We start from the raw sequence: 14,394 nt of genomic DNA, 5'->3' as shown, positions 1-14,394 counted from the left end.
GTCACACCCTTCTTCTCCTTGCCTTTAACAAGTCCGGTGCTTATATGTATGCAGGGAACTGGGCATAGGTTCGAGCGGATTAGCAGAACCCCCGGGTTAGGGAAGCGCCTAGCCCCGGGATCCCGTTCAAAAATCAAGGGGCAACTTGAAGATTGTCCGTGTGCGAAACCGTTTCCCGAACCGCCATCTCATACCGGATCGTCTCCGTCAGACCGTCCAGCATCGAATAAGCCGGCTCCCAGCGGAGCAGTGCTACGGCTTTGCGGTTGTCCAGCAGGCTGTCCTGAATATCGCCTTCTTTCGCGGCGGCGTAACTCGGGGCCATGACCCTTCCGCAAATCTCCTGCAAAAGCTGAACCAGCTCGTTAACCGAAGTCTGCCGGCCGCTGCCAATGTTTATGATTTCCCGGTCTCCCCCTCCAAGCGCCGCTATATTCGCGTCAGCCACATCCTTGACGTAAACAAAATCCCGGGTCTGCTGACCGCTGCCATAAATGGTAGGCCCGCTTCCTTCCAGCAACTGTCTGACAAACGAAGCGACAACCCCGCTTTCCCCCTTGGCGGTCTGCCGCATGCCGTAAACATTGGCATATCGCAGAATCGTGAAGTTCAGTCCATAACGCTCGGAAAATAACTCTATGTACTGCTCCGCCATCCGCTTGGAAGCCCCATAGAAGGACAGCGGAGCAGGCGTATGGTCTTCCCGGATCGGCAGGCTTTCCGCGTTGCCGTAAACGGCTGCGGATGAAGCAAACACCAGCTTGGAAACGCCGTAATCGACGCACTGCTTGAGCAGGTTAACCGTTCCCACAATATTATGCAGCGCATCGGTCGAGGGATATTCCAGGGAACGCTGTACGCTGACCTGTGCTGCCAGATGAATGACCGCTTCCGGCTGTTCCGAGGCAAATAAAGAACCCAGCTCCTCCGAGCTGATATCCAGCGGATAAAAAGTTACAAAAGGGTTTGAATACGATTTGGTTCCCTGTTCCAGATCATCAATGACCACGACCTCATGCTGCTGCCCGAGCAGCTTCTCCACAGTATGCTGCCCGATAAATCCTGCCCCGCCGGTAACGACAATTTTCATATCCCGTTCTCTCCCATTCGAAAATTAGTACTTTTGCCCCTTAAATATATGAATGGCAGAGTGAGAAAAGACTAGTCTTCCAAAACGTTTTTTGCTATCTTCCACCAGGCCTCAAGATTGGGAATCCAGTAATAGAGTTCCTTGCCCACCAGCGGGTCTTTCGCCCTGCCGCTGTGGCCGGGTATTTGCACATAACCGATGTCTTCGCTTTTTAATCCCTTGGCCAGAAGCGACAGGCTGACGATATCCCTGTCGCTTAGGTTCGTATCTACAATATCCTCCTTCACCTTCGTCACAAGGGAAGGAATACGGACCAGATTGTCCGGCTCCAGCATTTTGCGGATGACGGCCCTCATGACGAGCGCCTGATTCTGCTGCCGGTTGATATCGCCCGAGGACAGGGAACGGCGCTCTTGCACCAGCTTCAGGGTCAAATCGCCGTCCAGATGCTGCTTGCCGGCAGGCAGCGTCCTATGCGCATAGGTCAGCCTGACGGGGGAACTCAGGTCCAGATCGAGCCCGCCAATCGAGTCGATAAAATGAACAAACCCGTCGAAGTTCGTTTTTACGTAGTAATTGATCGAGCACCGGCACAAATTACTGACGGCCTGCAGGGAAGCACTTGTCCCCGAGCGGCTTCCGCCTTGCAGCTCTCCGACCAGGTGGGCATGGTTGATTTTGGTGTAGCCCACCCCTTTGATCTGAACCCGGGTGTCCCGCGGAATGGAGATCAAATCGACCGTTTTGCGGTCCAGATTCACATGAGCCAGCATCATAACGTCCGTCCGCGAGTCCTCATCCGCGCGGGCATCAATGCCAAGCACGAGGACGTTGAACCGGACGCCTGATCCGGTGGCGGCCGTGGTACCGGACGCATTGGCGTCTGCAGCCAAAGCCGGACCTGAACCCAGGCCTGAAGAGGGGATCTGCTGCGTCGGGGCCGTCTGGGGAGAGCCTTTGACCGACTCCGACTCCGGTTCCGGCACCGATAAGACGGGGATATCGGCGTGCCGGAAATGCTGTTCCGGCTGCAGCCTCCAGAAGATGAAGGAACATAATCCGGCCAGCAGGAGCAGAATGCCGCCCGGAATAAGCATGAAGCGCCAGGTTTTCCGTTTCGTTCTGTTCATTTTGGCCCGTCCTGCCTCCCTTTGTCCATGTCGCCCGAGCCTTGCCCGGCGCGTTCCAAGCTTATTTCTGCCCGGCCAGAGCTTCCGTCTGCACCGTCCGCATCAAATGCTCGATCCGCTGATGCGCCGCCGGATTGGAGGACGCATGAACACCCCGCGACTGTTCCCGGTTAAGCACGACCAGCAGCGTTTGCATCAATATTCTCAAATCCAGAAGAATCGAATAGTTCTTCATGTACATCAGGTCATACCGGAGTTTATCCGACGGGGAAGTCGTATAACCGGCCATCACCTGCGCAAGACCCGTCAGTCCCGGCTTCACCATAAGCCGGTATGAATAGTAAGGAAGCTCCTCCTTGAACCGGTCGATGAAAAAAGCGCGCTCCGGGCGGGGGCCCACCAGGCTCATGTCGCCAAGCAGCACGTTGATGAGCTGGGGGAGCTCATCCAGCCGCGTGGCCCGCATGAACCGCCCCAGAGCGGTAATCCTCAGGTCCCCGTCTCCGGCCAGCACCGGACCGGTCGCTTCCTCCGCATTCTCGATCATGCTGCGGAATTTGAGCAGCTTGAACGGTTTTCCGCCAAGGCCGATCCGCTCCTGCACGTAAAACGCCCTCCCTTTTGAAGTTGTAGGGATCAGGATCAAAGCCGCGAGCGTCAGGGGAGACGTCGCAACTAGCAGCATGGTGGACAGAACGACATCGAGCGCCCGTTTCAGAAGCCGCTCCGGCAGGGTCGGATGGGGCGGCATGATGGAATAGACCAGCAGATCGTCAATCTGCTGGGGTTCCGCCCTTGTCAAATACAGCTCATAGAAGCCGGGAATGAGCAGCACCTCGGCCCTCCTTTCGCCGGCCAGACGGATCAAATCGGTTCTCGTCCTGTCCGGAATCCCCTGACCCAGCATCAGGACGTCGATCTCCTGCCAGCTGGCTAGGGCGGCAATGTCATCCTCGCTGTCTGCGGAAAGGATCAGAACCTGCCGGATTTCCAGCCACGGTTCTCCCTTGACAAGCAGCTTCTCAAGCATCAGCCAATCCGAAGGCTGACCGCTTACCACGACAAGCGCTTTTTTTCGGCCGCCGCCTTTCACCTGAACGTAGAACAGCAGCAGCCGAAGCCCGAACGTAAGCAGCAGCTGAAACAGGAAGCCCGAAGCCACAACCGTACGGGGCAGGCTGAACGTTTTTAGCCAATAATTGACCACGATCAGCTCCGCCACGAATACGGCATGGGCCAGCACCAGATTGTACAGCATCACCGACGGCTTCCGCCTGCCGGCGAAATCGTACAGATTAAAGAAATAGTAAGTGATTGCGGTGAGCAGCCCGAGCCATGGCGCATAATGGAGAAAAGACCGCCACTCTCCGGCGGGAATATGGCCGGAGAATTTCCATTTATAGGCGAGCAAATAGCTCCCGTACGCAAAAACGGCATCCAGCAGCAGCACTGCCAGCTTCAACCAGCCGAGCCGGAACAGCTTCATCACATCAAACCTTCTCCCTTCCGCTTGAGTGTCCAAAGCTTATTAGCGCGGAATTTCCCGATTCACGGCCAAGCTGCGAATCGTACAGGTCCCTGAGCAGGGCGCGAACGGTGTTCAGTCGGTATTGCCCCGACTTTTCCCGGCTGCGGGCGCCCATTTGGCTGCGCAGCTCCTTGTGCAGGTACAGCTCGCAAAGCGCATTCGCCGTTGCGGGAATGTTCCCGACAGGGATCAGAAATCCGTTATCCCTGTCCGCAACAAGATCCCTGCAGCCCCGAATGTCGGTTGCAACAACGGGTTTTCCGGCGCTTAACGCTTCCAGCAGCACTTTCGGCAGCCCCTCCCGTTTCGAGACAAGAGCCACTGCGTCAGCCGCGGCCATAAGCAGCGGCCCGTCGCTTCGGTGGCCGAGAAACCGGACGGCGTGCCCGATATTCAGCTCGCGCGCAAGCCTCTTGTAATGCTGCTCCATGTTCCCCGTCCCCGCCAGCAGGCAGATGACCGGAATCCCGCAGCTGGTCAAGTCATGAACCGCGCGGAGCAGCTGCTCCTGGTTTTTGTTCCGGTTCAGCTCCGCCATACACAGAACGATCAAGGGGCTGCCCGTAATGCCGAGCTCGGCCTTTAACCGCTTAACCCGCCCGTCCTCCGCCGTCTGGTAAGCCTCCGCCTCAACACCAACGCCCGGCACAAGCGCAACGCGGCCGCGAACGCCAAAGCGCGAGGCGCGGCGGCAATCCTCTCCGTTGATCGTGATGAGGACATCGGTGAACCGGGCCGCAAGCCGCTCCAGCGGGTAATACAGCAGCCAGTTGAGAAAAGGCGCCCCTTTGTAGAAGTGGAACCCGTGCGCGGTATAGAATACATTCCGCTGGCCCGCCGCAAGCGCCGCAAGCCGCGTAATGACACTCGCATTTGGCGTATGTACGTGAACGATCTCGTATGACTCCCGCTTCAGCCAACTCCTCATGCTGTGAAAGGCCCTGACATTGCCGAACGACAGCGGATTTCGGCTGAAGCTTACATCGCGGCATTCAAAACCCGAACCGGCCACTTCCTGCCTGCGGTGATCCGGGCAGGCATAGGCATGCACTTCATAGCCCGCCTTCTGCAAATCCTCCATAAAAGGGAGGTGGAAGGCGGCAAGGTGGGCGTACACCGTGGCTACATAAGCGGCTTTTTTAGGAACGGAGCCGTTTCTTCCCGGCTGCCTGCTCATAGAGACCCTCCCATCGCTTGGCAATCGCATGGATATCATAGCGCTGTCTGACGAGCTCCCGGCTATAGCGTCCCATCTCGGCACGCCGCTCCGGGGTATGGCTCATCAGCCTGCGCATTTGGTCCGCCAACTGCTCCGGATTTGACGGCTCCGCCAAATAGCCGTTGACGCCGCTGTTTACAATCTCTCCGTTGCCGCCTACATCCGTGGCCACGATCGGCAGTCCGCTGGCGCACGCCTCCAGCAGCACCATCGGCAGTCCTTCCCATTTGGAGGACATCAGATAGGCGTCCGCTGCGTTCATCAGCACGGGGATGTCTGTACGGATACCCAGAAATCGCACCCCGTCCTCCAGCCGCAGGCGGCGGCTGAACCGCTGCAGCGCTTCGGCGTCGGGCCCGATCCCGGCAATAAGCAGCGTCGTGTGCGGACAGCTCTTGCGCACTTCGGAGAATGCGGCCAGCATCGTCATGTAATCCTTCTCCGGAGCGAGCCGCCCGGCGGCGAGCCATACGAAGCTCTCCCCCACGCCGAGCTCCTCCCGGCAGTTTAGGCGCTTCCCGGTTTGCTCCGCGAACCTCCCCATGTCGATGCCATTGGGCATGAACCGGATTTTGCCCGGCGGCGACGCCTTGATCGCAATGTACCGGTTCACCGCCTCCTGGCTGACGTTCGTCATGATGTCGCACAAGCGGTCCGTGACCCGGTAAAGCCAGCTGCGCAGGCGGCCGCCTTCATAGATGCTGTGAGCCGTGCAGGCCAGAACCGGCATACGGACGAACAACCGGGTGATTCTGGCCAGCAGATTGGCGTGAACCATATGGCTGTGAACGACATCCGGCTGAAATTCGCGGATTCGCCGCCTCAGCCGGACAATCGCCCTTGGATCGGCAATGCCCTTCCGCATGCCAAGCGTCATCACGGCCACCCCCATTGCCGCCAGTTCTTCCAGGAAAGCCGCCGGTTCGATCATGCTGATCAGCTGAACCGAGCAGCCCATGCCCCGAAAGACCCTGCACAGCTGGACGACCTGGGTTTCGGCTCCTGCGTAATCAAGCCCTGTCAAAAGAAAGAGAACCCTCTTCATAAACGGCAGCTCCTTTTTGCTCCCTCGCCGGCACAAAGGCCAGCGAGACCACTGCAATAAATACATATTCAAAATTAAAGCCGAAATCGCCGCTCACCAAAGCGGAGATGAGTGACTGAAGCATCATCACCATAAGCACCGGATGATTCCTGGCCGCGTAAAGGGAGAAGAGGAAGGCCGAGGAAAAGAGAAACAATCCCGCGATCCCAAGCTCGGTGGCGATTTCCAGAAGCACATTGTGCGGAAATTCATCCTGCACCGGCGGTGTCTGCCCGCCCAGACCGACACCAAAGAAGGGATGCTCTTCAAAGGTGTTCAAAGCCTCGAGCTGCATGCCTACCCGGCCGAGATAGTTGTCATCGCTCTGAAGCAGGCTTTTATCGAACAGAACGGTAAATCGGCTGCTCTGGACTGCACTGGCAAGAGAGTCTTTAAACCATAGCCCCGTTCCTGCTGCAACAAGTCCAACAACCACGGCAGCCATGATCCATTTGGGAAGGCGGCGCCGGCACGTCAGCCCGTTATTTTCACGCATTTTACGGAAGAGGAAGTAAGCGAGAATGAGCAGGTTGGCGATGACAAAGGCGGCCAGCGGACCTCTGGACTGCGTTTCGATGGCGGATACCGCCGCCGCTCCGCCTGCGGCCAGACGAAGCCACACCGGAATCCCCCTGCCCCATAAGCAGACTGTCACGGTGAGCAGCGAGATCCGCGCGTTAAAAATCGGATTGTCCCCCGGCAGCGTAAGCCTGCCCGGATATTCCGCCGTGTACGCTCCGAACGTCAAATGCACGACCGCATAGGCCAGTCCGAACAGCGCGACGAGGGTCCAGGAGAACCGGTTGTATTTTTTATAGAAAATATATGTATAAAGCCCCGGAATTACGCCATGCGCAAGCAGTAGCAGCAGTTTGGACAGCCCCGCGGACTGGTGCGGCGACCAGGCGAAAGAAAGAATGCAATAGGCGAAAAAGACAGCCCACAGCCACAGTCCATCATTGTCCAGCAGGCCAAGCGGTTTTATCGGTTTCTGCAGCATGATGATGGACACCAGGATTAGCGGGAGCGCCACCAGTATAAGCAGCGCGTTGCCGGGCATGACTTTCTTGTAGAAATAGCCGATCATATCGAAGTAAAGGCAAAAGCCGAACAGAAGAGCCGGATTGAGGGCAAGGCCCAAGTGAAGGACGCACTGTGCCAGAAAGACCAGCATGCTGCCCAGCAGCAGTACGATAAAAACCGTCTCGACGCTCATGCCTCTTCACCCTTTTCCATCATTCGCTTCATAAACGCAAGCCGCGCTTCTTCCTTGCAGGCCGTGTCCAAATGCCGTACTGCCTCTCTGCAGACCCGTTTGCCCTGCCACTGTGCCACAAACCGCTCTATGGCCGCAAGGTGGTCCCGGATGTTCCACGGACCGAGCGGGAGCTTCAGCATGAACGGAACTTCATCCGCAAAATCCGTCTCTTCATAGGCGATAATGACCGGCAGCCCATTGGCCAAATATTCGCGGACCTTAAGCGGGGAAGCTTCCTTCATCTCCTTGCGGTACAGGGCGAGCGTGCCGATGGCAACATCCGCCCGCTCCAGCAGGGGCTGATACTCGGAACGTTTCATTTTGCCGTGAAACGTCATGTTTCCTGGAGCCGGCTGCTCCAGCTCCTCTGCGCTTAGTCCGATCAGATCGAAGCTCCACTCCGGCTTCAGCCGGGCCAGCTCGGCGATCAGATCCGCCCCGTGCCAGGGCTGTCCGGGCGAGCCGATGAATACCAGCCGGGGAGAACTGCCGCCTGCGGACGATGGCGGGCGGACCTCTGACCCCGGAAAATCGTCCAGCCGGATGCCGTTCCCGATAATGGCGCGGTTTTTGGCGTACCTGCGGTAATGGCCGGTGGCCGCCAGCTCTCCGCTGACATAGACATGGCCCTTGGCGGCGGCCAGCACCTTCCCCCGGGTAAAGACATGGTAATAATAGCGCAGCCGCTTCTCCATCCGGAGTTCGGCGAGATCGTTGCTGTTGATTTCCAGAACGGAGGGGATCTCCCGCAGCAGCCGGGGAAGCGGAACATAATAAAGATCGAACCGGTGATAGATAACGTCAGGCTGCCAAGCGCGGACTTTTCGGGCCAGCTTGCCGAAATCGGCCATCCGCCGTGAAGCGCTGCTGTATATCTGCACATTTGTTTCAATGCCCTCGGCCGCATTGGCCCAATCGCCCGCAGGTTTGCAGGTGAACAGAAACAGCGCCGCTTCATGGCCAAACCGCCGCCACTCCGTCATTTGGTGGACGACCTTCTTGAACACGCCGCTCTCCGCGCCTTCGTTCCAATGAATCAAGTAAGCGATCTTCATCTCTTCCCTCCTTCCTCGCCGATGCCGATGCCCGGCACACTTTGCGCATGGGTGGCACCAGCCAACGGTACCTGCGTACGGGCAATCTCTTCGATACAGCTCCGGTACAACCGGCGTTCCGACCGCCGGATCAGCTGGCTATTGTGCCAGAGCAGCGTAAAATCGCCGTTATACTTGGCGCACTCGCTGTAGTAGTGGCGAATGGCTGCGGCGGCCTGGCCGCCGCGAAGCCCCATATAGTCCGGGTGCAAAACGGACTGGTCCATCACGATCAGCGGGCGTTCCCGAAGCCGCAGCGGCTTTCGCGTCTTCAGATTGAACACCGGATATTCGTAGCAGGTGCCGCAGCGGAAGCCGGCACGGTCGGCATAGCTCAGCGTGCTGTCGTAATGAAGGCCCGCATCCTCCCAATGCTGCCACGTATCCGGGGCTCTCCAGCGCAAATAATGCTGGCGGCCTCCCCATTCCTCCTGCTCGGCCCCGGCTTCCGCCGCCGCTTTCCGCAGCAGCTCGAATGCGCGTCTGATCCGCTCCGGATGCAGATAGGTGTGATAGCCCGGATGAAGCCCGATTTCATGGCCGCGGCGGTGAATTTCGCGCAGCAGGCCGGCGATTTCCGGGTCGTTCATCGTGTAATTGCCGTCCATCCCCGGAGCGGTATCCTCCGTGATGAAATAGAAGGCGCTCCGGCTTCCCGCCGCTTCGCTGAGCTGCATCAGCCAGTCGAAGCTGTTGAACGGATCGGCGGCGAAGCCGCCCTTTCGCCGCCACAGCATGCGCGCCTTGCGCCATGCCGTCTCCGGGCTGCGCCGCAGGACGGCGTCGCCCAGGCTCTCCTTAAGCAGGCTCAGCCTGCTGCGCCGCAGGGCGAGGAACGGGACATCCACGTCGTGGCTGACCTTGAGCCTGAAGCTCCGCTTCCTGCGCGCAAGGCACGGCCACAGCCGCTGCAGAGCCGCCCACAGCAGCTCCGCATACAGATTGACCACCGGCCGGTCGAGGCTCCCGGAACGGGCGGCGATGGAGCCTGCGGCGGGCATCCGGTCGTGCCGATCCCTGCCCGGCAGCACAAGCTCCTCATACCTCGTCAGCATAAAGAAGCTGCTGCCGAACACGTCCACTCCGCACCGCAGGCCGTCCTCCGTCCGTTCCAGAAACGGCCGCCCGTCCCTTCTGCGCCCGTAAAGCACCGGAACGGGCTCGCCCGGCCCAGGGCCTGCAGCCCAGTCCGGCTCCGGTTCGTACAGCTCCAGAGGCAGCCTCGGCAAGGAGGCTGCCGTCAGCCACGCATCGCCCGGGGTCTGCAGCAGAATGTCCTCGATTCGCAGCCGAAGCCGGGATTCCGCGCAGTCTCCGGCACCGGCACCCTCCCCGGCGCCTTCCCCAGCACCAGCCGCGGCTCCGTCCTCCGGCGCGATCTCAATATCGCTGCGGTCTTCAAACACGGTCCTGAACTCAAGGCCGAGAAACTCCCCGAGCAGCACCTGATAAATATAGTTTCTTTCCGGCATGCGCTGCCGGGGCGAACGTACAATCAACAACGGACGGCCCTCGTTCCTTTATGGTTTGATGTTCATTCCTCCGTCAGGGCATGAGACGCCTGACGCTGCGTGCCCCGCTCCCCGGCGCCCTTTCCGTATTTCCTGATCGCATGCCATGACAAGCCCAGGTGCAGCAAGTACCCGAGCGTAGACGCCGCACTGAACATCAGAACGGCCGTCTCCGCGCTTTGATGCGTATAGCCGGCGGCCAGCAGGGCGCCCAGGATGATGAACGTGCGGACTACTTCGCGGAGCAGGTGCAGATCCTGGCGCTCCATGACGTCAATCGTCGTTCCTACCGAATTGGCCACGAACTGGCTCAAATACATGACCGACATGAGGCGAATCAAATCGGCGGATTGCCGCCACTGCTCTCCGAACAGGAAGGAAAAAGCATACGGAGCGATGCCTACAAAAACTGCGACGATCAACAGCCCTGCAGCCAGCACATGGAGGGCCGTTTTGCGGAACAACGGGACCAGCCTGGCGGGGTCGCTTGTGATGTACTCCGAAGATTCGGCCAGATACACATTCCGGACCGAGGTCATGATCAGCGTCATCGGCGAACCGAGGATGCGCTGGCCCAAGGCGAACAGTCCGGCCATTTGCGCCCCGTAGAAGGAGGCCAGCAGCACCGTCGGCAAATAGATGCAGACGCTGTTCAGGATGTTGGACACGAGCGACAGCTGCGGAAAACGTCTGTACCGGCGGGCGGCATCCTTCAGGCTGCTCCAGTCCAGGCGGATCGCCTGCCTGCGCATATCGCTCAGCCATAGCCGCCACTGCGGAATCAGGCCGCCCGAACGGCCGATAATGTCGCCGGCAATGAGCCCAAGCGGCCCCAGGTGAGTCAGGCTGAGCGCAAGCTGGGAGGACACCTGGCCGAGGCTTTGCGTATATTTGGTGCGGGCAAGCTGACGGAAGTATTTTTTGCGGATGGACCAGCAGCTAAGGATCTGATAGCTCCCCACGCCAAGCAGGCTAAGCGCGAAGAGCATATAGTATTGCGGCAGGCCCGGCAGCCATGCGGCCAGCGGCTTTTGCAAGAGAGCCATCGTCAGGCCGGAGGCCAGGCTTACCCCCGCGCAGATGAGCAGGCTCAGGCCGGTAACGGCCGAGGCGGTCCGGTCATCCTCGGGCAGCGTAATGGCGTTTTCATAGGCGCAAGAGACCAGCATCAGCAGCATCCCGATCACCGAAATATACATGGAATAAGCGCCGTACTCCGCCGGCGTATAAAGCCGGGTCAGGAGCGGCAGCGTGATCAGAATGATCAGCTGGCTGATCATCGTGCCGCTGGCCAGCAAGGCGACATTCCGGATAAAGGTGTCGATAAGCCATGGTTTAAGGTACCGGCGCATACAGGCCTTAGCGAAGCGCTTCAACAATCTTCCGCGCGATATACGCCTGCGTTTCGGCTTCCATGTGCGGTCCGATCGGCAGCGACAGCACTTCCCCCGAAAGCTGCTCCGCCACAGGCATATGAGCCTGCATCGCTTCATACACCGGCAGCTTGTGAACCGGCAGCGGGTAGTACACCGCTGTACCGATGCCCGCCTGATCCAGCGCGGACTTCAGTTCGTCCCTTCTCCCGTCCATGACGCGGACCGTATATTGGTGAAACACATGCCGCGCACGCTCCGTCTCCACCGGACATTTCAGGCCGGACACCTGCCCCAGCAGCTCCCGGTACACCCGGGCGGCCTGTCTTCTGTCCTCATTCCACTTCTCGATATAGGGGAGCTTCACCCTCAGGAAAGCGGCCTGGATCTCGTCCAGCCGGGAATTGAGGCCGATCAGCTCGTTATAGTACTTCTTCTTCGAGCCGTGCGCCCGCAGCATGGTCGCTTGTTCCGCAATGTCACCGCTATTTGTGACCAGCATTCCGCCGTCGCCGAAGGCGCCCAAATTTTTGGATGGGAAAAAAGAGAAGCAGCCGATATCCCCGATCGTCCCCGCTTTTCGTCCCTGATGATCGGCGCCGAACGCCTGCGCCGCGTCTTCGATCACGTGCAGCCCATGGGCCTGCGCGAGCTCCATAAGACGGTCCATGTCCGCAGGCTGTCCGAACAGATGGACCGGGATGATCGCTTTGGTCCTTGGCGTAATCGCCTCCTTAAGCCGGTCCGGATTCAGATTGAAGGTGTCCGGCTCCACATCAGCAAAGACCGGCACGGCATTCACCCGGCTAATGGCCTCGGCGGTGGCGAAGAAGGTGAACGGAGTCGTTATGACCTCATCCCCTTCGCCGATGCCGGCTGCAAGGAGAGCGATCACGAGGGCATCCGTCCCCGAATTGAGCGCTACGGCATAGTTGACGCCCAAATACCCGGCAATCTCGCGCTCGAGCTGTCTGACATTGTCGCCCATAATAAAGGCGCCTCCATCCAGTACGTCTTGAGCCGCCTGCATGAGCTGAGGCTTCAGCTCGCGGATCTCCCGGCTTAAATCAAGCACGGGAATTCGGTTCGAAAAGGTTGATGGTTGTTCCATCCTTTACACCTCCTTTGTTTTCATGACGGTATCCTGAATCGTGCGGTATTCGCGGCCGCAGTGTCCGCACACCGCCTGGCCCTGCTGAAACACCAGCGTTTGCCCGCACTCGCAGGCCCATCCCGTCCTTCTGGCAGGAACCCCTGCGTACAAGGCGTAAGCGGGAACATCTCTCGTAATGACAGCCCCGGCCGCGATCATCGCCCACTCGCCGATCGTGACCCCGCATACGACTGTTGCATTGGCGCCAATGGAGGCCCCCCGCTTCACAACCGTGTGCAAATAGTCTTCGCTCTTGTTCCTCGGAAACGCGGAGCGCGGCGTACGGACATTGGTAAACACCATGCTGGGCCCGCAAAAGACATCGTCCTCCAGGATCACTCCCTCATAGACGGACACATTGTTCTGAATTTTCACATTGTTCCCGATCAAGACGCGGTCGGCCACGTAGACGTTCTGCCCCAGGCTGCATCGCTTCCCGATCACGGATGTTCCGGAAATATGCGAATAATGCCATACCCGGGTGTCCTCTCCAATAGCTGCTCCTTCATCCACAATAGCGGTAGGATGTACATCATAACCCATGCTCACAGCTCCTTTTGCTATAGCAAGTAATATCGCTCCGGCTTTTGCAGCTCGCGCATTGCGTTTCGCGTATCGAACAAGGCGGCGCTGCTTGCGGCAATCCGCTCATAATCAAATCCGCTATGATCGGTCGTGATCACCGTGATGTCCGCCGCCGCAAGCCTCTCTGAGGTCAAAGGCACACATTCGCAAAGCTTCCCCTGCCGCTTGAAGCTTGGAATATGGGTATCGCTGACCCATACCCTGGCCCCCCTCTGCTCCAGCAGCCCGATAATCTCTAGAACGGGGGATTCCCGGTAATCGTCAACATCCTTTTTATAGGCCACTCCCAGCAAATAAACGGTCGAGCCGTGAATCGGCTTTTTACGCTCATTCAGAATTTCGCCGATTCGCTGGACGACGAATTCCGGCATGGCATGGTTGATTTCCCCGGCAAGCTCGATCAATCGGGTATGATAATTGTATTTTCTCGCCTTCCAGGTCAAATAGAACGGGTCGATCGGAATGCAGTGCCCCCCTAAACCGGGTCCGGGGTAGAATGCCATGAACCCGTACGGCTTTGTTTGGGCCGCCTCAATCACGTCCCACACGTTGATGCCCATCCGGCTGCACAGAATCGCCATTTCGTTGGCCAGCGCAATGTTGATATGGCGAAAGGTGTTCTCGTAGATCTTTTCCATCTCGGCCACCGCCGGACTGGACACCACGTGTACGCTGCCATCCAGCACCTCGCGGTACAGCGCCTCCGCCACTTGCGAGCAGGCGTCCGTCACACCGCCCACCACCTTGGGCGTATTTTTGGTGTTGAAGGTCCGGTTCCCCGGATCTACCCGCTCGGGTGAATAAGCAAGGAAGAAATCCTCGCCGCAAGTCAGGCCGGAAGACTCCAGAATCGGCTTGACCAGCTCTTCGGTCGTTCCCGGATACGTGGTGCTTTCCAGCACCACCAGCATCCCCGGATGCAGAAATCTCGCAACTTCCCTGGCTGACTGTTCTACATAGCTGGTATCGGGCTGCCGGTAAGTATCGAGCGGCGTCGGCACGCAGATGGCAACCGCATCGACTTCCTTCAGAAAAGCATAGTCGGAGGTGGCTCTTAGTTGTCCGCTCTGCGCCATTGCCCTTAAATCCTCGTCCACGATATCGCCGATATAGTTGACTCCCTGATTGACCATGTCGATCTTCGAAGCCTGCACATCAAAGCCGATGACATGGTAGCCGGCCTTTGCCTTCTCTACCGCCAGCGGCAGCCCGACATAGCCGAGCCCGATGACGCCGATCACCGCCGTCCTGCTGTGCAGCTTCTCCATCATGGCCGCTTTGTAATGATCCCGCTTGACCGATTCCTGAAGCATCGTTAGTCCCCCGCTTTGTTACGGAGTGTTCTTCGAATTTCGGAGAATTTCGGACC

General features: G+C 58.7%; 12 protein-coding genes. All 12 read right to left on the bottom strand.

The window, feature by feature from the left end; translation table 11 throughout:
- Positions 1-133: 133 nt before the first annotated feature.
- Positions 134-1,090 carry an NAD-dependent epimerase/dehydratase family protein gene (locus K7397_RS14820; protein WP_223068718.1) on the bottom strand — a complete coding sequence of 319 codons (957 nt, stop codon included), beginning with the start codon at positions 1,088-1,090 and terminating at the stop codon, positions 134-136.
- A 71-nt stretch (positions 1,091-1,161) separates the two neighbouring features.
- On the bottom strand, positions 1,162-2,220 hold the full coding sequence (locus K7397_RS14815; RefSeq protein ID WP_223068717.1) for an LCP family protein: 1,059 nt from the start codon (positions 2,218-2,220) through the stop codon (positions 1,162-1,164).
- A gap of 61 nt (positions 2,221-2,281) precedes the next feature.
- Positions 2,282-3,706, bottom strand: a complete 1,425-nt coding sequence (locus K7397_RS14810; RefSeq protein WP_237690946.1) for a sugar transferase — start codon at positions 3,704-3,706, stop codon at positions 2,282-2,284.
- A 4-nt stretch (positions 3,707-3,710) separates the two neighbouring features.
- On the bottom strand, positions 3,711-4,925 hold the full coding sequence (locus K7397_RS14805) for a glycosyltransferase family 4 protein (RefSeq protein WP_223068715.1): 1,215 nt from the start codon (positions 4,923-4,925) through the stop codon (positions 3,711-3,713).
- On the bottom strand, positions 4,888-6,012 hold the full coding sequence (locus tag K7397_RS14800) for a glycosyltransferase (protein ID WP_223068714.1): 1,125 nt from the start codon (positions 6,010-6,012) through the stop codon (positions 4,888-4,890). The genes K7397_RS14805 and K7397_RS14800 overlap by 38 nt, the downstream gene beginning before the upstream one ends.
- On the bottom strand, positions 5,978-7,267 hold the full coding sequence (locus tag K7397_RS14795; protein ID WP_223068713.1) for an O-antigen ligase family protein: 1,290 nt from the start codon (positions 7,265-7,267) through the stop codon (positions 5,978-5,980). Before K7397_RS14795 ends, K7397_RS14800 begins: the two co-directional genes overlap by 35 nt.
- A complete protein-coding gene (locus K7397_RS14790; RefSeq protein ID WP_223068712.1) occupies positions 7,264-8,364 on the bottom strand; it encodes a glycosyltransferase in 1,101 nt (366 codons plus the stop codon). Before K7397_RS14790 ends, K7397_RS14795 begins: the two co-directional genes overlap by 4 nt.
- Positions 8,361-9,905, bottom strand: coding sequence for a polysaccharide deacetylase family protein (locus tag K7397_RS14785; RefSeq protein WP_223068711.1), 1,545 nt, complete (start codon positions 9,903-9,905; stop codon positions 8,361-8,363). The genes K7397_RS14790 and K7397_RS14785 overlap by 4 nt, the downstream gene beginning before the upstream one ends.
- Positions 9,906-9,937: 32 nt before the next feature.
- The gene (locus tag K7397_RS14780; RefSeq protein ID WP_223068710.1) at positions 9,938-11,290 is read right to left on the bottom strand and encodes a lipopolysaccharide biosynthesis protein; all 1,353 of its coding nucleotides are present in this window, start codon (positions 11,288-11,290) and stop codon (positions 9,938-9,940) included.
- Positions 11,274-12,398: a DegT/DnrJ/EryC1/StrS family aminotransferase gene (locus K7397_RS14775; RefSeq protein WP_223068709.1), complete on the bottom strand. Its 1,125-nt coding sequence runs from the start codon at positions 12,396-12,398 to the stop codon at positions 11,274-11,276. The genes K7397_RS14780 and K7397_RS14775 overlap by 17 nt, the downstream gene beginning before the upstream one ends.
- A gap of 3 nt (positions 12,399-12,401) precedes the next feature.
- Positions 12,402-12,983 (bottom strand): acyltransferase, encoded by a 582-nt coding sequence (locus K7397_RS14770; protein WP_223068708.1) that lies wholly within the window; start codon positions 12,981-12,983, stop codon positions 12,402-12,404.
- A 17-nt stretch (positions 12,984-13,000) separates the two neighbouring features.
- Positions 13,001-14,338, bottom strand: coding sequence for a nucleotide sugar dehydrogenase (locus tag K7397_RS14765; RefSeq protein WP_237690940.1), 1,338 nt, complete (start codon positions 14,336-14,338; stop codon positions 13,001-13,003).
- Positions 14,339-14,394 lie beyond the last annotated feature (56 nt).

The sequence above is a fragment of the Paenibacillus caui genome (assembly GCF_019904135.1).
GTDB classification, from domain to species: domain Bacteria; phylum Bacillota; class Bacilli; order Paenibacillales; family Paenibacillaceae; genus Fontibacillus; species Fontibacillus caui.
Note: the sequence above shows the minus strand (reverse complement) of the source record. Positions and strands in the feature narration are given on the sequence as shown.